The 19505-nt window shown below is 42.3% G+C and carries 23 protein-coding genes and 1 pseudogene; 8 read left to right on the top strand and 16 right to left on the bottom strand.

The features are described from left to right. Positions 1-13 precede the first annotated feature (13 nt). From HMPREF2628_RS07355 to nusB, 5 genes and pseudogenes are all read left to right on the top strand, one after another. The gene (locus HMPREF2628_RS07355; RefSeq protein ID WP_061590536.1) at positions 14-409 is read left to right on the top strand and encodes a hypothetical protein; all 396 of its coding nucleotides are present in this window, start codon (positions 14-16) and stop codon (positions 407-409) included. A 108-nt stretch (positions 410-517) separates the two neighbouring features. Further along, positions 518-811, top strand: a pseudogene (locus HMPREF2628_RS07350) (glutamyl-tRNA amidotransferase); the annotation flags it as partial. 130 nt (positions 812-941) lie between these two features. Then, positions 942-1502: an elongation factor P gene (gene efp, locus HMPREF2628_RS07345; RefSeq protein ID WP_000568643.1), complete on the top strand. Its 561-nt coding sequence runs from the start codon at positions 942-944 to the stop codon at positions 1500-1502. A gap of 21 nt (positions 1503-1523) precedes the next feature. After that, entirely contained in the window at positions 1524-1913 is a 390-nt protein-coding gene (locus HMPREF2628_RS07340; protein WP_000510575.1) for an Asp23/Gls24 family envelope stress response protein, read from the top strand. Beyond that, positions 1906-2331: a transcription antitermination factor NusB gene (gene nusB, locus HMPREF2628_RS07335; RefSeq protein WP_061590538.1), complete on the top strand. Its 426-nt coding sequence runs from the start codon at positions 1906-1908 to the stop codon at positions 2329-2331. The genes HMPREF2628_RS07340 and nusB overlap by 8 nt, the downstream gene beginning before the upstream one ends. A gap of 102 nt (positions 2332-2433) precedes the next feature. Here nusB and HMPREF2628_RS07330 read toward each other — a convergent pair whose 3' ends face one another. The 13 genes from HMPREF2628_RS07330 to HMPREF2628_RS07270 form a co-directional block, all read right to left on the bottom strand. After that, entirely contained in the window at positions 2434-3201 is a 768-nt protein-coding gene (locus HMPREF2628_RS07330; RefSeq protein WP_070842779.1) for an acetyl-CoA carboxylase carboxyl transferase subunit alpha, read from the bottom strand. Beyond that, entirely contained in the window at positions 3198-4064 is an 867-nt protein-coding gene (gene accD, locus HMPREF2628_RS07325) for an acetyl-CoA carboxylase, carboxyltransferase subunit beta (RefSeq protein ID WP_070842778.1), read from the bottom strand. Before accD ends, HMPREF2628_RS07330 begins: the two co-directional genes overlap by 4 nt. A 36-nt stretch (positions 4065-4100) precedes the next feature. Beyond that, entirely contained in the window at positions 4101-5468 is a 1368-nt protein-coding gene (accC, locus tag HMPREF2628_RS07320; protein WP_061589556.1) for an acetyl-CoA carboxylase biotin carboxylase subunit, read from the bottom strand. 11 nt (positions 5469-5479) lie between these two features. Beyond that, positions 5480-5902, bottom strand: a complete 423-nt coding sequence (gene fabZ / locus HMPREF2628_RS07315) for a 3-hydroxyacyl-ACP dehydratase FabZ (RefSeq protein ID WP_070842777.1) — start codon at positions 5900-5902, stop codon at positions 5480-5482. Continuing rightward, complete coding sequence (gene accB / locus HMPREF2628_RS07310; RefSeq protein WP_001052238.1) at positions 5899-6384, bottom strand: acetyl-CoA carboxylase biotin carboxyl carrier protein; 486 nt, start codon at positions 6382-6384, stop codon at positions 5899-5901. Before accB ends, fabZ begins: the two co-directional genes overlap by 4 nt. 2 nt (positions 6385-6386) lie before the next feature. Next, entirely contained in the window at positions 6387-7622 is a 1236-nt protein-coding gene (fabF, locus tag HMPREF2628_RS07305) for a beta-ketoacyl-ACP synthase II (RefSeq protein WP_070842776.1), read from the bottom strand. A 21-nt stretch (positions 7623-7643) separates the two neighbouring features. Continuing rightward, the gene (gene fabG / locus HMPREF2628_RS07300; RefSeq protein ID WP_070842775.1) at positions 7644-8375 is read right to left on the bottom strand and encodes a 3-oxoacyl-[acyl-carrier-protein] reductase; all 732 of its coding nucleotides are present in this window, start codon (positions 8373-8375) and stop codon (positions 7644-7646) included. Between the two features lie 40 nt (positions 8376-8415). Continuing rightward, positions 8416-9339 (bottom strand): ACP S-malonyltransferase, encoded by a 924-nt coding sequence (gene fabD, locus HMPREF2628_RS07295; protein ID WP_070842774.1) that lies wholly within the window; start codon positions 9337-9339, stop codon positions 8416-8418. Further along, positions 9332-10306 (bottom strand): enoyl-[acyl-carrier-protein] reductase FabK, encoded by a 975-nt coding sequence (gene fabK / locus HMPREF2628_RS07290; RefSeq protein ID WP_049500269.1) that lies wholly within the window; start codon positions 10304-10306, stop codon positions 9332-9334. Before fabK ends, fabD begins: the two co-directional genes overlap by 8 nt. Positions 10307-10422: 116 nt before the next feature. Beyond that, positions 10423-10647 (bottom strand): acyl carrier protein, encoded by a 225-nt coding sequence (locus tag HMPREF2628_RS07285; protein WP_000257838.1) that lies wholly within the window; start codon positions 10645-10647, stop codon positions 10423-10425. 59 nt (positions 10648-10706) lie between these two features. After that, the gene (locus tag HMPREF2628_RS07280) at positions 10707-11681 is read right to left on the bottom strand and encodes a beta-ketoacyl-ACP synthase III (protein ID WP_070842773.1); all 975 of its coding nucleotides are present in this window, start codon (positions 11679-11681) and stop codon (positions 10707-10709) included. Next, complete coding sequence (locus HMPREF2628_RS07275; protein WP_000386356.1) at positions 11681-12115, bottom strand: fatty acid biosynthesis transcriptional regulator FabT; 435 nt, start codon at positions 12113-12115, stop codon at positions 11681-11683. The genes HMPREF2628_RS07280 and HMPREF2628_RS07275 overlap by 1 nt, the downstream gene beginning before the upstream one ends. A 93-nt stretch (positions 12116-12208) precedes the next feature. Further along, positions 12209-12994 carry an enoyl-CoA hydratase gene (locus tag HMPREF2628_RS07270; protein ID WP_070842772.1) on the bottom strand — a complete coding sequence of 262 codons (786 nt, stop codon included), beginning with the start codon at positions 12992-12994 and terminating at the stop codon, positions 12209-12211. A gap of 209 nt (positions 12995-13203) precedes the next feature. Here HMPREF2628_RS07270 and HMPREF2628_RS07265 point away from each other — a divergent pair, with 209 nt between their 5' ends. From HMPREF2628_RS07265 to serS, 3 genes are all read left to right on the top strand, one after another. Next, positions 13204-14568, top strand: a complete 1365-nt coding sequence (locus tag HMPREF2628_RS07265) for an aspartate kinase (protein WP_070842771.1) — start codon at positions 13204-13206, stop codon at positions 14566-14568. A gap of 2 nt (positions 14569-14570) precedes the next feature. After that, positions 14571-14942 carry a DUF956 family protein gene (locus HMPREF2628_RS07260; protein WP_049487025.1) on the top strand — a complete coding sequence of 124 codons (372 nt, stop codon included), beginning with the start codon at positions 14571-14573 and terminating at the stop codon, positions 14940-14942. A gap of 213 nt (positions 14943-15155) precedes the next feature. Beyond that, positions 15156-16430, top strand: a complete 1275-nt coding sequence (serS, locus tag HMPREF2628_RS07255; RefSeq protein WP_070842770.1) for a serine--tRNA ligase — start codon at positions 15156-15158, stop codon at positions 16428-16430. A gap of 24 nt (positions 16431-16454) precedes the next feature. On the opposite strand, the gene HMPREF2628_RS07250 is transcribed toward serS, so the two are convergent. From HMPREF2628_RS07250 to HMPREF2628_RS07240, 3 genes are all read right to left on the bottom strand, one after another. Then, positions 16455-17354 (bottom strand): TDT family transporter, encoded by a 900-nt coding sequence (locus HMPREF2628_RS07250; protein WP_070842769.1) that lies wholly within the window; start codon positions 17352-17354, stop codon positions 16455-16457. A gap of 108 nt (positions 17355-17462) precedes the next feature. Next, positions 17463-18011, bottom strand: a complete 549-nt coding sequence (locus HMPREF2628_RS07245) for a carboxymuconolactone decarboxylase family protein (protein ID WP_000206768.1) — start codon at positions 18009-18011, stop codon at positions 17463-17465. 131 nt (positions 18012-18142) lie between these two features. Continuing rightward, complete coding sequence (locus HMPREF2628_RS07240; protein ID WP_070842768.1) at positions 18143-19465, bottom strand: alanine/glycine:cation symporter family protein; 1323 nt, start codon at positions 19463-19465, stop codon at positions 18143-18145. Positions 19466-19505 lie beyond the last annotated feature (40 nt).

The raw sequence follows: 19505 nt of genomic DNA, 5'->3' as shown, positions 1-19505 counted from the left end.
GAAAGAAGAAAAAATGAACAAATTTTTACGATTGCTATTTGTTTTAGTCATCATCGCTATGCTAGGCGCTTCTATACTACAAATTTTCTTTCCATCATACATGGGAAGTCACTCCGGGTACGGAATCTCTGCTGGTTGGCAACGAGAAATTGGAATAGGGAACCTAGCTGTATTGATTCTTATTCTCGGTGTCAATATTAAGTACGATTGGTTCTATCTACGAATCGTGCTTCTCGCTCTCATCTTCGGTGGGATTGGAATAGGAACAAATCACTTAGTCAATTTTATGGAGTCTCATTCTCCTGTAAATGCTATCGGTGCTTTTGAAAATTACTTGTTAGCAATAGGATGGATTGTAGGATGGCTCATTGAGCGCCATTCCATAAAGAAGCTAAATGCTAGTAAATAACGCCTAGTATATCTTAGATGATTTTTAAAGGTTATAATATAGTTTAATAATCATTCAAATTAAGAGATCTACCTTTTCAATAGCCTCAATCCCATATCCTTCTTGAAGAGCTCAGCTACGACCAAGAAAGTCTTTGTCCACCTGGCTAAAAATGGCGGTGGCGCGCATGAATACGTTGAAAAAGCAGGTATGGTCCAAATTTCATATCCAGCTGTCTTGATTCCAATTATCCACCAAGTCTTTGCCGATAACGAAGCTGCTGTTGCCGACTTCAAGTCAGGCAAACGCAACGCAGACAAGGCCTTCACAGGCTTCCTTATGAAAGCAACTAAAGGCCAAGCCAACCCACAAGTTGCCCTTAAATTTCTTGCTCCAGAATTAGCCAAGTTGAAAGAAGATTAACACGTAAAAGAAACCAGCCCTGAGGTTGGTTTTTTCTCTCCTACCATCTCCCATTAACTATTTTGGCTTTATTTCCGGAAGATTTTATGGTAAAATGAAGAGTAATAATATTTATTAAAGAGGTAAAAACATGATTGAAGCAAGCAAATTGAAAGCTGGTATGACATTTGAAACTGCAGACGGAAAATTAATCCGCGTTTTGGAAGCTAGCCACCACAAACCAGGTAAAGGGAACACGATCATGCGTATGAAATTGCGTGATGTCCGTACTGGTTCTACATTTGACACAAGCTACCGTCCAGAAGAAAAATTCGAACAAGCTATTATCGAAACTGTTCCAGCTCAATACTTGTACAAAATGGATGAAACTGCCTACTTCATGAACACTGAAACTTACGACCAATACGAAATCCCAGTCGTAAATGTTGAAAATGAATTGCTTTACATCCTTGAAAACTCTGATGTAAAAATTCAATTCTACGGAACTGAAGTAATCGGTGTAACTGTACCAACTACTGTTGAATTGACAGTCGCTGAAACACAACCATCTATCAAAGGTGCTACTGTTACAGGTTCTGGTAAACCAGCGACTATGGAAACTGGACTTGTTGTCAACGTTCCTGACTTCATCGAAGCTGGACAAAAATTGATCATCAACACTGCAGAAGGAACTTACGTTTCTCGTGCCTAATCTCTAGAAAGAGGTCATTCTATGGGAATTGAAGAACAATTTGGCGAAATCGTTATCGCTCCACGTGTACTTGAAAAAATCATTGCCATCGCAACTGCTAAAGTTGATGGTGTCCACTCATTTTCAAATAAATCCGTATCTGATACCCTATCAAAACTCTCTCTTGGTCGTGGCGTCTACTTAAAAGAAAGCAACGAAGAACTAACTGCTGACATTTATCTCTATCTTGAGTACGGTGTAAAAGTACCAAAAGTTGCTCTTGCTATTCAAAAAGCGGTCAAAGATGCTGTCCGAGATATGGCTGATGTGGAACTTGCTGCTGTCAACATCCATGTTGCAGGAATCGTTCCAGATAAAACACCAAAACCTGAGTTGAAAGATCTATTTAACGAGGACTTCCTCAATGACTAGTCCATTATTAGAATCTAGACGTGAACTTCGTAAATGCGCTTTTCAAGCTCTTATAAGCCTTGAATTCGGAACAGATGTGGAAACAGCTTGCCACTTTGCCTACACGCATGACCGTGAAGATGCAGATGTGCAAATCCCTGCCTTTCTTCTGAACTTGGTTTCTGGCGTTCAAGCTCAAAAAGACGAGTTGGATAAACAAATCAACCAGCACCTCAAGTCAGGCTGGACAGTTGAACGATTGACCTTGGTCGAAAAAAACTTACTACGCTTAGGTATCTTTGAAATCACATCATTTGATACACCTCAGCTGGTAGCAGTCAATGAAGCTATTGAACTTGCTAAGAATTTTTCAGATCAAAAATCAGCCCGTTTTATCAATGGACTGCTTAGTCAATTTGTAACTGAAGAAAATGAATAATCGAAAAGGTGTTTGGTCTTCCAAGCACCTTTTGACTTTCCCCTCTGTACAGAGTAAGAACCACATAAAAACTAGAACTGACTGCCAGTTCTAGTTTTTATATTAGTATTTTCTAAATCGTTGATAACGTTCTTCCAACAGCTCTTCTAGAGGTTTTTGTGAAAGTAAAGCTACCTCAGCTTGGAGTTCTTTTTTGACACTCTTAATCAGTTCTTTGCTAGAAAGTCCCGTTTCAGAAATCACCTTATCCACCACATCCATTTCTAGCAGCTCATGCGAAGTGATTTTCATCAGTTCTGCCGCTTCCATGGCACGAGTGCCGTCCTTCCATAGAATGGAAGCAAAGCCTTCTGGGCTGAGAATGGCATAGATAGAATTTTCCAGCATCCAGACACGGTCTGCGACTGCTAGAGCCAGAGCCCCGCCTGAACCACCTTCACCTATAATGATGGCGATAATCGGAACTTTCAGGTCACTCATTTCCATGAGATTGCGAGCAATAGCTTCTCCCTGACCACGTTCTTCCGCTCCCACACCAGGATAAGCACCTGCAGTATTGATAAAGGTCACAACTGGACGAGCAAACTTTTCAGCCTGTTTCATCAAACGTAGGGCCTTGCGGTAGCCTTCTGGATGCGGTTGACCAAAATTTCGCTTGAGGTTATCTTGTAAACTCTTTCCTTTTTGGATACCAACCACTGTTACAGCTTGGTCCCCAAGCCAGCCGATACCACCAACAACTGCACCATCGTCACGAAAAGAACGGTCACCGTGTAATTGGATAAATTCATCAAAAATGCCTGTTGCAAAGTCCAAGGTTGTCAAGCGACTCTGCTCACGCGCTTCTCTGACTATTTTTGCAATATTCATCTAGGACCCCCTCCGTGCAATCTGACTAGGCTAGCAATCGTATCTGGCAAATCTCTTCTTTTGATAATAGCATCTACAAAGCCATGTTCCAGTAGGAATTCTGCCTTTTGGAAATCCTCAGGTAAGCTTTCACGAACCGTATTTTCAATGACGCGACGCCCGGCAAAACCAACTAAACTCTGTGGTTCAGCTAGGATGATATCTCCTTCCATAGCGAAAGAAGCTGTTACTCCACCTGTCGTTGGATCTGTCAAAATGGTCAGATAAAAGAGACCAGCATTTGAATGGCGTTTAACTGCTGCAGAAATCTTGGCCATCTGCATGAGACTCATGATTCCTTCCTGCATACGGGCCCCACCAGAGGCTGTGAAGAGAACAACTGGCAATTGTTCGACAGTCGCATACTCAAACAAACGAGTGATTTTTTCACCTACAACCGTACCCATAGAAGCCATGATAAAGTTAGAATCCATAATCCCAAGAGCCACAGTCTGACCTTTTATAAGAGCTGTTCCAGTCACAACGGCTTCATCCAGACCTGTTTTTTCACGCATAGTCGCTAGTTTCTTTTGATAACCAGGGAAATGCAAGGGATCCTTGCTTTCAATTCCTGTAAACAATTCCTTGAAGGTTCCCATATCAATCGTCAAAGCCAAGCGTTCTTGGGCAGAAATACGAAAGGTGTAGTTACAATGTGGACAGATACGCTCACTTCCCAGATCCTTCTGATAAATGGTATGCTTACAGCCTGGACACTGGGAGAATAATTCATCTGGAACCTCTGGCTTAGCTTGAGGTTTTTCCCTAACCGAACGATTGGGATTGATTCGAATATACTTATCTTTTTTACTAAATAGAGCCATTGATTCCCCTTTTCGGTTTAAACTCTTGAAGTCATTTTATTCTTTTTCTTGATATTTAGGTAAGAAGGTTTCCATCAAGAAAGAAGTGTCGTAATCCCCAGCAATAACATTGCGATCTGAAATGAGGTCAAGCTGGAAATCTGCATTGGTCTGCACCCCCTCTATCTCTAGTTCATAGAGGGCTCGTTGCATTTTCATCAAGGCATCAAAACGATTTTCACCGTGAACGATGATTTTAGCAATCATACTATCATAATAAGGCGGAATGGTATAACCTGGATAAACTGCTGAATCCACGCGCAAGCCTACTCCTCCACTTGGCAGATAGAGATTGGTAATCTTACCTGGACTTGGAGCAAAGTTGAAGGCTGGGTTTTCTGCATTGATCCGACACTCGATGGCATGACCACGCAGAACAATATCTTCTTGCTTCACAGACAGGGGCTGACCTGCCGCAATGCGAATTTGTTCCTTAACGATATCCACACCTGAAACAAATTCTGTTACTGGATGCTCTACCTGAACACGTGTATTCATTTCCATGAAATAGAATTTACCACTGGCTTCATCAAGAAGAAACTCAATGGTCCCTGCATTTTCATAACCAACAGACTCTGCCGCTCGAACAGCCGCAGCACCAATTTCATGGCGCAGCGTTTTTCCGATTGCAATCGAAGGACTTTCTTCCAAAACCTTTTGGTTATTCCGTTGAAGAGAACAATCCCGTTCCCCCAAGTGAATCACATGTCCATGCTCATCTCCTAGGATTTGAACCTCGATGTGACGAGCTGGATAGATAACCCGTTCTATGTACATGGCACCATTGCCATAATTGGCCTTGGCTTCACTTGAAGCAGTATCAAAGGCGGAAACGAGGTCTTCTGGTTTTTCAACCTTACGAATCCCTTTACCACCTCCACCTGCTGAAGCCTTGAGCATAACAGGGTAGCCAATTTTTTCAGCAACAATCAAAGCTTCCTCAGAGTTATGCACTTCTCCATCTGAACCTGGAATGACAGGCACGCCTGCTTTAATCATCTGAGCACGCGCATTGATTTTATCTCCCATCATATCCATGACATGACCAGATGGACCGATAAACTTGATACCAACTTCTTCACACATGGTTGCAAATTTGGAATTTTCACTGAGAAATCCGAAACCTGGGTGAATGGCTTCTGCCTCAGTCAAGACTGCAGCTGATAGAACCGCATTAATATTGAGATAAGACTCTGTAGGCTTACCAGGACCGATACAAACTGCTTCATCTGCCAAAAGCGTATGCAGGGCTTCCTTATCAGCAGTTGAATAAACCGCCACCGTTGCAATCCCCAATTCACGCGCCGCACGGATAATACGAACCGCAATTTCACCACGATTGGCAATTAAAATTTTTCGAAACATGGAGAACCTCCTTAGTTCCCAATTGCAAAGGTAAGAGTACCACTAGCTGCAAGCTTGCCATCCACTTCAGCCTTTGCTTCAACCACGGCAATGCTACCGCGACGTTTTACAAAAGTTGCCGTCATAAGCAATTGGTCGCCTGGTACAACTTGCTTCTTGAATTTAACCTTGTCCATACCAGCGTAAAAGACTAGTTTTCCTTTATTTTCAGGTTTTGACAACTCCAAGACACCAGCAGTTTGCGCCAAGGCTTCCATGATTAGAACACCTGGCATAACAGGGTATTGAGGAAAATGGCCGTTAAAGAAGGGCTCATTAATGGTCACATTTTTGATGGCAACAATAGTATCCTCGCTCACTTCCAAGACACGGTCTACTAGGAGCATAGGATAACGGTGGGGAAGAGCTTCTTTGATTCCTTGAATATCAATCATTTGATACGTACCAATCCTTTACCAAACTCAACCATTTCTTCGTTAGAAACGAGAATTTCCGTTACCACACCATCCTTAGGTGCTGGAATTTCATTCATGACTTTCATGGCTTCGATAATCACTAATGTTTGACCTTTTTTGACACTATCACCAACTGAAACGAAGGCAGGTTTATCAGGTCCAGCAGCCAAGTAAGCCACCCCAACAAGTGGGCTCTCTACAACATCTCCCTCAGCAGCTACACTTGCTTCAACTGAAGCAGGAACTTCTTCCACTACAGTTTCTACTGGAGCAGATGTTGAAGCTACTGGACTTGGTGTTGCTACAGCAGGCGCAGGAGCGACCTGAGGTGCAACTTCAGGCACAAGTCTAGCTTCATTCTTGCTAAACTGTAACTCATCCGTCCCATTTCTATAAGAAAATTCTCTCAAACTTGACTGGTCAAATTGGGCCATCAAGTCTTTAATATCGTTTAAATTCATAGTTATTTATTCTCCCAACGTTTGAAAGCAAGAACTGCATTGTGGCCACCAAAACCAAAAGTATTTGAAATAGCGTATGGAATTTCTTGCTCCAAGCCTTGTCCATAAACGACATTGGCTTCGATATAATCTGATACTTCACTTGTTCCAGCTGTCATTGGTACAAAGTTATGACGCATAGCTTCGATTGTGACGATAGCTTCTACCGCACCTGCAGCTCCTAGCAAATGGCCTGTGAATGACTTAGTTGATGATACAGGTACTTCCTTACCAAGAACAGCTACGATAGCACCACTTTCTCCTTTTTCATTAGCAGGAGTTGACGTTCCGTGAGCATTGACATAGGCTACTTTCTCTGGAGAAATCTCTGCTTCTTCCAAGGCTAGCTTGATAGCCTTAATTGCTCCCTGCCCTTCTGGATGAGGAGAAGTCATATGGTAAGCATCACAAGTATTTCCGTAACCAACCACTTCAGCAAGGATGGTTGCACCACGTTTTTCAGCGTGTTCAAGACTTTCAAGAACCAACATCCCTGAACCTTCACCCATGACAAAACCATTACGGTCCTTATCAAATGGGATAGAAGCTCGAGTAGGATCCTCTGTAGTTGAGAGAGCAGTTAGGGTTTGGAAACCAGCAATAGCAAAAGGTGTGATAGAAGCTTCTGAACCACCTACCAACATAACGTCTTGGAAACCAAATTTAATTGAGCGGAAGGCATCCCCAATCGCGTCATTTGATGAAGCGCAGGCAGTATTGATAGATTTACAAACACCGTTTGCTCCAAAACGCATAGCAACATTTCCTGAAGCCATATTTGGCAAGGCTTTTGGAAGGGTCAATGGTTTCACACGTTTTGGCCCTTTGTCATTTAGGCGAAGCACTTGATCTTCAATTTCTTTGATTCCACCAATACCAGAGGCAACGATAACACCAAAACGATCCTTGTCAAGAGCCTCTACATCTAAATTGGCATGATTAACAGCTTCTTGGGCTGCGTACAAGGCATACAAAGAGTAGTTATCGAAACGATTGGTATCTTTCTTAACAAAGTATTTATCAAAAGGAAAATCTTGGATTTCTGCTGCATTATGCACATCAAAGTCACTATGGTCAAATTTTGTAATTGGACCAATTCCGATTTTTCCAGTTGTCAAACTATTCCAAAATTCTTCTGGTGTATTTCCGATTGGAGATGTTACTCCATAACCTGTTACTACTACGCGATTTAGTTTCATCTTTTTTACCTCTAGCTTCTGCTACATACTTAAGCCACCATCAATGGCAACCACTTGACCAGTTAGATAATCTTGGCCTGCTAAAAATACTGTCAAATCTGCAACCTGCTCTGCCTGCCCAAATTCTTTCATAGGAATTTGCGCCAGCATGGCATCTTTTACCTTGTCTGATAGAACAGCTGTCATATCGGACTCAATCATTCCAGGTGCAATAGCATTAACTCTGATATTGCGATTAGCCACTTCACGCGCCACAGACTTGGTAAAACCAATCAAACCAGCCTTAGAAGCTGCATAGTTAGCTTGACCGATATTTCCCATCAAACCAACAACACTAGACATATTAATGATAGCACCTTCTCTGGCTTTCATCATCGGTTTCAAGACTGATTGTGTCATGTTAAAGGCACCAGTCAAGTTAACCTTGAGCACTTTTTCAAAATCCGCTTCTGTCATCTTGATCATAAGGGTATCTTGGGTAATCCCTGCATTGTTTACCAAAACATCTACTGAACCCAGTTCTGCAATGGCTTGATCAACCATACGTTTAGCATCTGCAAAATCTGACACGTCTCCTGAAATAGGAACCACCTTGACATCATAGTCTGCAAACTCAACGAGCAATTCTTCTGAGATTGCCCCACGACTGTTTAAAACAATATTGGCTCCTGCCTGAGCAAACTTGTGAGCGATGGCAAGACCAATCCCACGACTCGAACCTGTAATAAAGATATTTTTATTTTTTAGTTGCATTCTTTTCTCCTGTTTCCTCTTGTATTTGTGGGAGAAGGGATTACTCGTTTTCTAGCAAGGCTTCCAAACTCGCCTGATCTTCAACATTGGCTAGTTTAGCTGTTTTATCAATTTTTTTGACAAAGCCTGACAAGACTTTCCCCGGACCAATCTCGATAAAGTTGGTTACACCTGCTTCTTGCATAACTGCAATACTTTCATAGAAACGAACTGGCTCCTTGACCTGACGCGTCAAAAGTTGAGCAATGTCTTCTTTTTTCATAACTGCAGCTTCTGTATTGCCGACTAGGGGACAAGTGAAATCTGAAAAACTTACCTGAGCTAGAGTTTCAGCTAGTTTCTGGCTAGCAGGCTCAAGGAGAGCAGTATGAAAGGGACCTGAAACCTTGAGAGGAATCAAGCGTTTGGCACCTGCTTCTTGCAAGAGTTCGACAGCTCGGTCAACTGCAGCCACTTCTCCACCAATCACGATTTGTGCAGGTGTATTATAGTTGGCTGGGGTAACCACTCCAAGTTCAGAAGCTTTTTGACAGACTTCTTCAATGACCTCTACTGGCGTATTGAGAACTGCGACCATCTTACCAGAGCCAGCAGGAGCCGCTTCTTCCATATAGGCGCCACGCTTAGCAACCAAAGCAACCGCTTCTTCAAAATTCAAAGCACCGCTGGCTACCAAGGCAGAGTATTCTCCAAGAGACAAACCAGAAACCATATCAGGCTGATAGCCCTTTTCTTGCAATAAACGGTAGATAGCAACTGAAGTCGCTAAAATAGCTGGTTGCGTATAGCGAGTCTGATTGAGCTTTTCTTCTTCCGTATCAATGAGATAACGCAAATCATAACCGAGTACCTGACTCGCTTGATCAATCGTTTCTTTGACAATCGGGTAGTGATCATAGAGATCCCGTCCCATACCTAGATACTGGGCACCTTGGCCAGCAAATAAAAAGGCTGTTTTAGTCATTTCTTACAACTCCTGCCCAACGAGAGGCTTCTTCTTGAATTTTCTTAGCTGCTCCGTAATACAAATCTTTTAGGATTTCTTCAACGGTTTCTTCTTTGGAAACAAGGCCTGCAATTTGACCTGCCATAACAGATCCACCATCCACATCTCCGTGAACAACCGCTTTGGCTAGAGCACCCGCTCCCATTTGTTCAAAAATTTCCAAATCTGGATTTTCTTGTTTAAAAGCATCTTTTTCAGCTTGTTCAAAATCACGAGTCAATTGGTTTTTAATAGCTCGAACAGCATGTCCAAAGTGTTGGGCTGAAATCGTAGTATCAATATCTCTAGCTTTTAAAATTTTCGCCTTGTAATTTGGATGAGCATTAGACTCTTTTGCAACGACAAAACGAGTTCCAACCTGAATAGCCTCTGCACCTAGCATAAAGCCAGCCGCAGCACCTTCACCATCTGCAATCCCTCCTGCAGCAATGACAGGAATAGATACAGCTGCAGCCACCTGGCGCACTAAGGTCATGGTTGTTAATTTCCCAATGTGTCCCCCAGCTTCCATTCCTTCTGCAATAACAGCGTCCGCACCGATTTTTTCCATGCGTTTAGCTAGGGCAACACTTGGAACAACGGGAATAACTGTAATACCAGCTTCATGGAAACGCTCCATGTATTTGCTTGGATTTCCTGCGCCTGTTGTAACTACCTTAACCCCTTCCTCGATAACGAGGTCTACAATATCTTCCACAAAGGGAGACAAAAGCATAATGTTGACACCAAAGGGTTTATCAGTCAATGATTTGATTTTATCAATATTTGCCTTGACAACTTCTTTAGGGGCATTTCCCCCACCGATAATCCCTAGTCCTCCAGCCTTGGAAACAGCCCCTGCCAAATCACCATCAGCAACCCAGGCCATTCCTCCTTGGAAAATAGGATAATCAATATTCAATAATTCTGTAATACGCGTTTTCATAGTGCCTCCATCGTTTCTTGCTTACGTAATAGTTCGATACCATCATAATTTGACAATCAAACTATTGCCTAAACAAGAGGGAGCGGGTTCCCCTACTCCTTCTATTTATATTCTGTTTATTTTGTTTGCTCTTCAACGTAGGCAACCAAGTCACCAACTGTTTTCAGGTCATCTTCTGCTTCGATTTGGATATCAAAAGCATCTTCGATTTCTGAGATTACTTGGAACAAGTCCAATGAATCTGCGTCCAAATCATCAAAAGTTGATTCAAGTGTTACTTCTGATGCGTCTTTTCCAAGTTCTTCAACGATAATTTCTTGTACTTTTTCAAATACTGCCATGATAGGACTCCTTTAAAATAAATAGTTTTTTTATAACAATGTGTTCACCACATGATTACCTAAATTGTAAGAATGAGCGTGCCCCATGTCAAACCTCCACCGAAGCCTGATAGTAGAACAGTCTGGCTACCATCTAAACGGATAAGGTCTTGTTCTACACACTCTGAAAGTAAAATCGGGATACTGGCTGCACTGGTATTGCCATATTCCATCATATTGGCTGGAAGTTTATCTCGGTCGACACCAATTTTTTTAGCCATCTTATCCAAAATACGGTCATTAGCCTGATGAAGTAGCAGATAATCCAAGTCTGTCGCCTCTATAGGAGATTCATCAATAGTCTGCTTGATAGACTTGGCTACATCCCGAATAGCAAAATCAAAGACTGCGCGTCCATCCATCTTCAAAAATGAATCTGCATTTTCTTGATCTGAAAACGGAGAATGCAAGCCTGAATGTCCGTAGGTCAGACACTCGCTGCGACTTCCATCGCTATTGAGACTTTCTGCCAAGAAATGCTCTTGCTTGCTAGCTTCTAACAAGACACCACCAGCACCATCTCCAAACAAAACAGCTGTTGATCGGTCTGACCAATCGACTGCTTTAGAGAGGGTCTCACTACCAATCACCAAGCCTTTTTGAAAGCGACCAGAAGCGATAAACTTTTCAGCAGTTGAAAGAGCAAATACAAATCCACTGCAAGCTGCTGTTAGGTCAAAAGCAAAGGCCTTATTAGCACGAATATTAGCTTGAACACGAGCAGCTGTAGAGGGCATCATCGAATCTGGAGTAATGGTAGCTAGGATGATAAAATCCAGTTCCTCCCCTGTGATTCCAGCTTTTGTCATCAGTTTCTTAGCAACCTCTGTAGCCAGATCACTAGTAGATTCTGTTCTTGAGATATGTCTTTGACGTATTCCCGTCCGACTTGAAATCCACTCATCATTGGTATCCATAATCTGAGCCAAATCATGATTTGTAACCACTTGCTCTGGCACATAATGAGCAACCTGGCTTATTTTTGCAAAAGCCATTATCTCAAATCCTCCAAAAATTGATAAAGATTAGTCAAACCTTTGCTCATAACCTCCATTTCTTGCTTACTCATACCATCAATGATTTTTTCAACCATGGCCTTGTGGAAGCGTTTATGTAGCCTATGAACCAAGCGACCTTTCTTTGTCAAATGCAGATGCACCACACGTCGATCATGTTCTGAACGAATGCGTTCAATATAACCCTTACGTTCGAGATTATTCAAACTAGTCGTAACTGTCCCAAGAGTCACCATCAACTCTTTTGACACTTGACTTGGTGTCACATCTGGAACTTTTCCAATCACATCAATCGTATGCATTTCTTTGATGGAGATATCCTTGAAACGACTACCTCTCAAGCTAACTTCCTCAATAACGAGGACATTGTTAAATATAGACGTTAAATATTCATTAATTCGTTGGTAGTCCAAACTTTCTTTCCCTCCTTCTCAAAAAAACTTTTACAATCAAAACATTTGACAGAAGAATTATATCAAAGTTCAAAGAATGGCGCAAGTATTTTTTTATTTTCCTGTAAATTTAGGTCTTCTTCTTTCCGAATGAGCCCGAACTCCCTCTTTGAAATCCTCTGTTTGAGCTAAGGATTCCTGTAGGTTCAGTTCTAAAGTAGCATAATCTTGCCAATCTTTGAATTGGCTCTCCCAAACCAACTTCTTAATGGCAGCATAGGAATTGCTTGAACCACGTCTTAATTTTTTAAGAAGCTGTTCTCTGGTTTTTTCTAACTTATCAGCTTCAGAAATACGGTAAACCACACCCCACTCTAGAGCTTTTTCTGCTGTCAAAGCCTCTCCTGTCATGGCTAGTTGAGTAGCACGCGTCACACCAATACTTCGGCTCAAGAGATGAATCCCTCCTGCATCTGGAGCCAAACCAACTCCAACAAAGGCTTGGATAAATTTAGCCTTATCCGTTGCCAGACAGAAATCTGCAGCAACAGCCATATTCGCTGCGGCACCTGCAACAGCCCCATCAACCTCCATCAAGACAGGTTTAGCAATTTGCTTGATTTTATAAGAAATAGTATTGACCAATTCTGCGATTTTCGTCAATGATGGAATATCATCCTCATCTACTGCTCGCTTCATCTCTACTAAATCTCCCCCAACTGAAAAGACTTTGCCATTCGCGTTGATTAAGACAAAATGCACAGCCGAATCCTCTTCTGCCAAAGTCAGAGCTTCTAAAATCTCCTCACACATAGGAATATGAAAACCATTTGCGACCTCAGGACGATTCAAGGTAAGGATTGCCAAATCCTCTTCAAGCTGATAAATAATGTGTTCCATTTGAACTCCTTTTTATTTTATAAGCTGGTTAAATTATTTTATTTTCAAAGTATATCTTTTTTAAAATCAGAAAGCAAGAAAAAATCAACTGAAAGTGTCTCAGCCGATTAGAAAGGCTCGCTTTATACTAGAACGCATCTTATTTTCTTCATTGAAAAAAGGCTTTCTTTCTGCTATAATCGTATAAAATACTTACTTTAGGAGTTCTTATGAAAGTTGTTAAATTTGGAGGTAGCTCTCTTGCCTCTGCTAGTCAATTAGAAAAAGTTTTAAACATTGTCAAAAGTGATTCAGAGCGTCGTTTTGTGGTCGTTTCTGCGCCCGGTAAACGCAATGCTGAAGATACTAAGGTTACGGATGCCTTGATTAAATACTACCGCGACTATGTTGCTGGTAACGATATTAGCAAAAGTCAGAACTGGATTATTGAACGCTATGCCGCTATGGTTAGTGAATTGGAACTGAAACCAGCTGTTCTAGAAAAAATTTCAAAAAGTATTCGGGCCTTGGCAACTCTTCCTATCGAAGAAAACGAATTTCTCTACGATACTTTCCTAGCAGCGGGTGAAAACAACAATGCCAAATTGATTGCTGCCTATTTTAACCAAAACGGTATCGATGCACGCTATGTTCACCCTAGAGAAGCTGGGATTGTGGTAACAAGTGAGCCGGGCAACGCTCGCATCGTGCCATCAAGTTATGACAAGATTGAAGAATTGACAAATGCAAATGAAGTCCTTGTCATTCCTGGTTTCTTTGGAGTTACTAAGGAAAATCAAATCTGTACCTTCTCACGTGGAGGCTCAGACATTACAGGTTCTATCATTGCTGCAGGGGTTAAAGCCGACCTCTATGAAAACTTTACGGATGTTGATGGTATCTTTGCAGCTCACCCAGGAATTATCCACCAACCACACTCGATTCCTGAGTTGACCTACCGTGAAATGCGTGAGTTGGCTTATGCAGGATTCTCAGTTCTTCATGACGAAGCTCTTCTTCCTGCCTACCGAGGAAAAATTCCTCTGGTTATCAAGAATACCAACAATCCTGACCATCCAGGTACTCGTATCGTTCTAAAACACAGTAGTGATGAATTTCCAGTTGTAGGAATTGCCGGTGATTCTGACTTTGTCAGCATCAACATGTCTAAATACCTCATGAACCGCGAGATTGGATTTGGTCGCAAGGTTCTGCAAATCCTTGAAGACCTCAACATTGGTTGGGAACATATGCCAACTGGTATCGACGATCTTTCAATCATTCTCCGTTCTCGTGAACTAACTCCTATCAAGGAAGAAGAAATCCTGCGTCAATTGGTTCAAAAAGCTGAAGTAGACCATGCAGAAATCGAACACGACCTTTCAATCATTATGATTGTTGGAGAAAAAATGAAGAGTCATATCGGAGTAACTGCTACTGCTACACGTGCTCTATCTGAAAACAAGATCAATATCCAGATGATGTCTCAAGGTTCTAGTGAAGTTTCTATCATGTTTGTTGTCAATAAAGACCAAGAAAAAGCAGCAATTAAAGCCCTCTACAATGCCTTTTTCGGTGAAAGTAAGGAAGACTAATCATGGCCCAATCACTTAACAAAACAGTGCTCCTCAATACGACAGGCACCTCCTACCTCTCTATAGCTGGAAAAGTTGGGAAATTCCTTGTCGGAGATCAGGCTCTGGAATTTTACCCAGATGTCAATGTCGAACAATTTATCCAGATTCCTTGGAGTCATATCAACCAGATTGGAGCTAATGTCTCTGGTCGCAAAATCAGTCGTCACTTCGAAGTCTTTACAGACAGAGGAAAATTCCTCTTTGCTTCAAAAGACTCAGGTGCCATCCTCAAAATTGCTCGCGAAAAACTGGGCAATGACAAGGTCGTCAAACTTCCAACTCTGATTCAGACCATTGGGCAAAAATTTAAAAATCTATTTGCAAAAAAGTAGAAACTTTAGTATAATCATAGCAACGGATAAGTAGGTTGTCTTCTTCTTTCAGAAAGTCTGCGGGTGCTGCGAGCAGATAGGAGGGATAGGTGAAATTCTACCGTTAGTAACAATTGCATACACAATCAAGTGCACACCTGTGAAGTTGGATGGAACCGTGGCCCTGCCACTCCAACGCTTTGTCAGGTGTGCTTTTTTCATAAAGGAGTTCTTATGTTAGATATCAAACGTATTCGTACAGACTTTGATGCTGTCGCAGAAAAATTGGCTACACGTGGTGTAGATGCTGCTGTCTTGAATGAAATGAAAGAAATCGATGCTAAACGTCGTGACATTTTAGTCAAGGTTGAAACTCTCAAGGCAGAACGCAACACAGTTTCTGCTGAGATTGCCCAAGCCAAACGCAACAAGGAAAATGCAGATGACAAGATTGCTGCCATGCAAAATCTATCTGCTGAAGTCAAAGCCTTGGATGCTGAATTGGCAGAAATCGATGCTAAATTGACAGAATTTACCACTACTCTTCCAAACATCCCAGCTGACAGCGTTCCTGTTGGGGCTGATGAAGATGACAATGTGGAAGTTCGCCGTTGGGGGACTCCGCGCGAGTTCGATTTCGAGCCAAAAGCTCACTGGGATCTTGGCGAAGACCTTGGTATCCTTGATTGGGAACGTGGCGGTAAGGTAACAGGAGCTCGCTTCCTCTTCTATAAAGGACTCGGTGCTCGTTTGGAACGTGCCATCTACAACTTTATGTTGGATGAACATGGAAAAGAAGGCTATACTGAAGTCATCACACCATACATGGTTAACCACGACTCTATGTTTGGTACTGGGCAATATCCAAAATTCAAGGAAGACACTTTTGAACTCAGCAACAGCAATTATGTCCTTATTCCTACAGCTGAGGTTCCTCTAACAAACTACTACCGTGATGAAATCCTTGACGGTAAAGACCTGCCAATCTACTTCACTGCTATGAGTCCATCATTCCGTTCCGAGGCTGGTTCAGCTGGTCGTGATACTCGTGGCTTGATCCGCTTGCACCAATTCCACAAGGTTGAAATGGTTAAATTTGCCAAACCAGAAGAGTCATATGAGGAATTGGAAAAAATGACAGCCAACGCTGAAAACATTCTTCAAAAACTTAACCTTCCATACCGTGTCGTTGCTCTCTCTACTGGAGATATGGGCTTCTCAGCTGCTAAGACTTATGACTTGGAAGTTTGGATTCCAGCACAAAATACCTACCGTGAAATCTCAAGCTGTTCAAACACAGAAGATTTCCAAGCCCGTCGTGCCCAAATCCGTTACCGTGATGAAGCTGATGGCAAGGTGAAACTCCTTCATACCTTGAACGGTTCTGGACTTGCAGTTGGACGTACAGTGGCTGCTATTCTTGAAAATTACCAAAATGAAGATGGTTCTGTGACCATCCCAGAAGCACTTCGTCCATACATGGGTGGAGCTGAAGTTATCAAACCATAAAAAATAAGGTTTAGCTATTTCTAGCTAGACCTTTTTTCGTAACCAAATCAGATAAGCGCCTAATACAAAGAATAAAATAGTTAGGCATATAACAGTTTCAGCCAGTACCAAATAATCCAAAAATGGAAGTTTCAAGATTCCCTGAGCCATCTTGAGCGAGGTAGCTGTGATAATGGTCGGGAAGGTGAGGGCTGAGAAGGCTGGTTGAAAGCCTTGTTTTAAAATATTAGGCAGGCGAGTTAAAACAAAGAAAAAGAAGGATTGAGAAGCCAAGATCATGGCAATCAAGACCCAAGTTGGTAGGCTGGCTCCTCCAACTCGAACCAGAGAAGCCAAGAGTAGAGAGAAGGGAGCACAGTAGATTCCTTCTTGTCCAAGCATGGCTAGTGGGAGTGGATGTTTCTTTAAATCGCTATAAATAAGGGGATAGAGATAGAAGGTCAAGAGAAAACCAAAACTCAATGTCGCATAGGCAATTTCGATGATGCCTACCAGAGGATAGGTCAAGGCAGCCACCGCTATCCCAACATAGAGAACCGTCCAGCTAGGAGTCGCATGAACCCTCCGACCCGGATAAGCAAACTTGATGGTGAAACCAGCAATCAAGGCCAAATCCAAGAGAAATGAAAACCACCAGAGCCCTTGCGCTACTAAAGGAAGATGAGAAAACACACGAAAAACATAGGTAGATAAAATCATCCCAGCCATAGGAAAGGTCGCCATGCCTGACAAAAGAGGAGGCTTGGTCAATTCCTGCTTGGTTTCCTTCCAATTAAAGAGATGCAAAAGCAGAAAATAGATCCACAAAAGCAAACCAGTCAGACTAAAAAGATGGGATAGAACCGGCAACGTATTTAAAATAAGATTTCCAGCTCCTGCCAAACCTAGCAAACAACCAGAAAATACCAAGGGGAGTTTTTTCATCCTAACCTCCAATAATCATGTTAGTTTCAGTATAGCATAAAAGCACTTAAATGAGGACTTAAAAAACGAAGTCCGATTATTTCAGACTTCATTTTACTCAGATATGAATTAGGCATAAGGTTGCAATTCTGGGTTAATTGGTGTATTGGCTAGGTTATTGGCATAGTTACAGAGGCTTGCTAGGCTGACACCAAGAACCACATCCAAGGCATTTTGTTGAGTGTAGCCAGCTTCTAGAAACTCAGCCAAGGCTTCATCTCCAACACGACCCTTGGTATTGATAACTGCCAAAGTAAACTTAGCCAGAGTGTCTAATTTAGGATCTGTTTCGATTGGAGTACGATTGCGAAGGGCTTGCAGAAGATCATCATTCATCTGGATTTGTTTGATTGAAAAGGCTGTGTGACCTGCGACGCAGAAGGCACAACCATTGGTCACAGCTGCCGTGATTTGCACCACTTCACGCTCAACGGGTGTCAGGCTGTTGCGACGGTTAATGGCTCCGACAGTACGGTAAGCCTCCAAAGCAGTCGGTGCATTAGCCAAGAGACCGATTAGGTTAGGAATATAGCCATTGTTATCTTTTTCTACTGTTTCAAGAACTTCTTTCACTTCTGCTGGTGCTGATTCTACTGTATGGATTGTAAATGTTGTCATCATAAAACCTCTTTTCATTTTGTTGAAACCTAGTCTATCACAGATTCTATACCGTGTATAATATATATTTTAAATTGCACTGATAGAAATTTTTTATGAAAGCAAAAAATCACACGCAATGTGTGATTCCATTATTTATTAAAATACTTTTTAGTCTCAGAAATGACGACTGGTGACAAGACTAAGAGGGCAATCAAGTTTGGCAGAGCCATCAAGGCGTTGACAATATCTGCGATAATCCAAACCATATCCAACTCGATAAATCCTCCCAACAAGACCATGAGTACAAAAATCACACGGTAGAGCCAGATAAAGCGAACCCCAAAGAGGAACTCGAAACAACGTTCCCCGTAATAGTTCCAACCTAGAATCGTCGTAAAGGCAAAGAGTACAAGGAAGATGGTCAAAAGGGCAGGACCAAAATGTGAAAAGACTGTTGAGAAGGCTGACTGAGTCAAGGCAACTCCATTCAAGTCACCACTCCAAACACCAGTTACCAAGATGGTTAAACCAGTCAAGGTACAGATAATGAGGGTATCAATAAAGGTTCCTGTCATGGAAATCAAACCTTGCTCTACCGGTTCATTTGTCTTAGCCGCAGCAGCTGCAATGGGAGCAGAACCCAAACCAGATTCGTTCGAGAAAACACCTCGCGCTACACCATTTTGAATAGCCATTCGAATGCTAGCCCCAGCAAAACCACCCACCGCAGCAACTGGACTAAAAGCCGATGTCAAGATTAAAGCGATTGTGGCAGGGATTTTCCCAATATTAAAGAAAATAACTGTAAGAGTTCCTAAAATATAGATGATAGCCATAAAAGGAACAACAGTAGTTGAAACCTTTGAAATGGACTTGAGTCCACCAAAGACTGCAATTGCTACAAATACAGACAACACAAGAGCGGTGATGGCTGGCGAAATAGCGGTTGTATTTTGGATAGATTCTGTAATTGAGTTGACCTGAGTGAAGGTTCCGATCCCCAATAAAGCCACTAAGACACCTGCCAGGGCAAAGAAGATAGCAAGGGGACGCCACTTTTCTCCCATCCCTAGAAGGATATAGTGCATGGGACCTCCCGCTACTGCACCATGGTCGTCCTTGGTACGGTATTTAATAGCTAGTAGTCCTTCCGCATACTTGGTAGCCATTCCAAAGAAAGCCGCCATCCACATCCAAAAGAGAGCTCCTGGTCCACCGACCTTGATAGCTGTCGCCACCCCGATAATATTTCCCGTACCAACTGTCGCTGCTAGGGCTGTACACAAGGCCGCAAAACTGGATACATCCCCATGCCCCTTGTCCTTAGTAAAAATAAGCTGAAAGGCCTTGGGCAGCCGCAAAACCTGCAAGAGTCCTAGACGAATAGTTAGGTAAATCCCTGTCCCGACCAAGAGAATCAAGAGGGGTGGTCCCCAAGCAAAAGCATCGATTGATTTAAGCAATTCTAACATTTCCTTCTCCTATCTTTTCAACCCCAAAAGAAAGAGCACA

The sequence above is a fragment of the Streptococcus sp. HMSC063B03 genome, from assembly GCF_001836965.1.
GTDB classification, from domain to species: domain Bacteria; phylum Bacillota; class Bacilli; order Lactobacillales; family Streptococcaceae; genus Streptococcus; species Streptococcus pneumoniae_F.
The sequence above is the reverse complement of the archived record's forward strand: the minus strand, read 5'-3'. Positions and strand labels throughout refer to the sequence as shown.

Excerpts from the sequence above, each read along its gene's own strand:
- HMPREF2628_RS07355 (WP_061590536.1), top strand. The coding sequence starts at position 14 with ATGAACAAATTTTTACGATTGCTATTTGTTTTAGTCATCATCGCTATG.
- efp (WP_000568643.1), top strand. The coding sequence starts at position 942 with ATGATTGAAGCAAGCAAATTGAAAGCTGGTATGACATTTGAAACTGCA.
- HMPREF2628_RS07340 (WP_000510575.1), top strand. The coding sequence starts at position 1,524 with ATGGGAATTGAAGAACAATTTGGCGAAATCGTTATCGCTCCACGTGTA.
- nusB (WP_061590538.1), top strand. The coding sequence starts at position 1,906 with ATGACTAGTCCATTATTAGAATCTAGACGTGAACTTCGTAAATGCGCT.
- HMPREF2628_RS07330 (WP_070842779.1), bottom strand. The coding sequence starts at position 3,201 with ATGAATATTGCAAAAATAGTCAGAGAAGCGCGTGAGCAGAGTCGCTTG.
- accD (WP_070842778.1), bottom strand. The coding sequence starts at position 4,064 with ATGGCTCTATTTAGTAAAAAAGATAAGTATATTCGAATCAATCCCAAT.
- accC (WP_061589556.1), bottom strand. The coding sequence starts at position 5,468 with ATGTTTCGAAAAATTTTAATTGCCAATCGTGGTGAAATTGCGGTTCGT.
- fabZ (WP_070842777.1), bottom strand. The coding sequence starts at position 5,902 with ATGATTGATATTCAAGGAATCAAAGAAGCTCTTCCCCACCGTTATCCT.
- accB (WP_001052238.1), bottom strand. The coding sequence starts at position 6,384 with ATGAATTTAAACGATATTAAAGACTTGATGGCCCAATTTGACCAGTCA.
- fabF (WP_070842776.1), bottom strand. The coding sequence starts at position 7,622 with ATGAAACTAAATCGCGTAGTAGTAACAGGTTATGGAGTAACATCTCCA.
- fabG (WP_070842775.1), bottom strand. The coding sequence starts at position 8,375 with ATGCAACTAAAAAATAAAAATATCTTTATTACAGGTTCGAGTCGTGGG.
- fabD (WP_070842774.1), bottom strand. The coding sequence starts at position 9,339 with ATGACTAAAACAGCCTTTTTATTTGCTGGCCAAGGTGCCCAGTATCTA.
- fabK (WP_049500269.1), bottom strand. The coding sequence starts at position 10,306 with ATGAAAACGCGTATTACAGAATTATTGAATATTGATTATCCTATTTTC.
- HMPREF2628_RS07285 (WP_000257838.1), bottom strand. The coding sequence starts at position 10,647 with ATGGCAGTATTTGAAAAAGTACAAGAAATTATCGTTGAAGAACTTGGA.
- HMPREF2628_RS07280 (WP_070842773.1), bottom strand. The coding sequence starts at position 11,681 with ATGGCTTTTGCAAAAATAAGCCAGGTTGCTCATTATGTGCCAGAGCAA.
- HMPREF2628_RS07270 (WP_070842772.1), bottom strand. The coding sequence starts at position 12,994 with ATGGAACACATTATTTATCAGCTTGAAGAGGATTTGGCAATCCTTACC.
- HMPREF2628_RS07265 (WP_070842771.1), top strand. The coding sequence starts at position 13,204 with ATGAAAGTTGTTAAATTTGGAGGTAGCTCTCTTGCCTCTGCTAGTCAA.
- HMPREF2628_RS07260 (WP_049487025.1), top strand. The coding sequence starts at position 14,571 with ATGGCCCAATCACTTAACAAAACAGTGCTCCTCAATACGACAGGCACC.
- serS (WP_070842770.1), top strand. The coding sequence starts at position 15,156 with ATGTTAGATATCAAACGTATTCGTACAGACTTTGATGCTGTCGCAGAA.
- HMPREF2628_RS07250 (WP_070842769.1), bottom strand. The coding sequence starts at position 17,354 with ATGAAAAAACTCCCCTTGGTATTTTCTGGTTGTTTGCTAGGTTTGGCA.
- HMPREF2628_RS07245 (WP_000206768.1), bottom strand. The coding sequence starts at position 18,011 with ATGACAACATTTACAATCCATACAGTAGAATCAGCACCAGCAGAAGTG.
- HMPREF2628_RS07240 (WP_070842768.1), bottom strand. The coding sequence starts at position 19,465 with ATGTTAGAATTGCTTAAATCAATCGATGCTTTTGCTTGGGGACCACCC.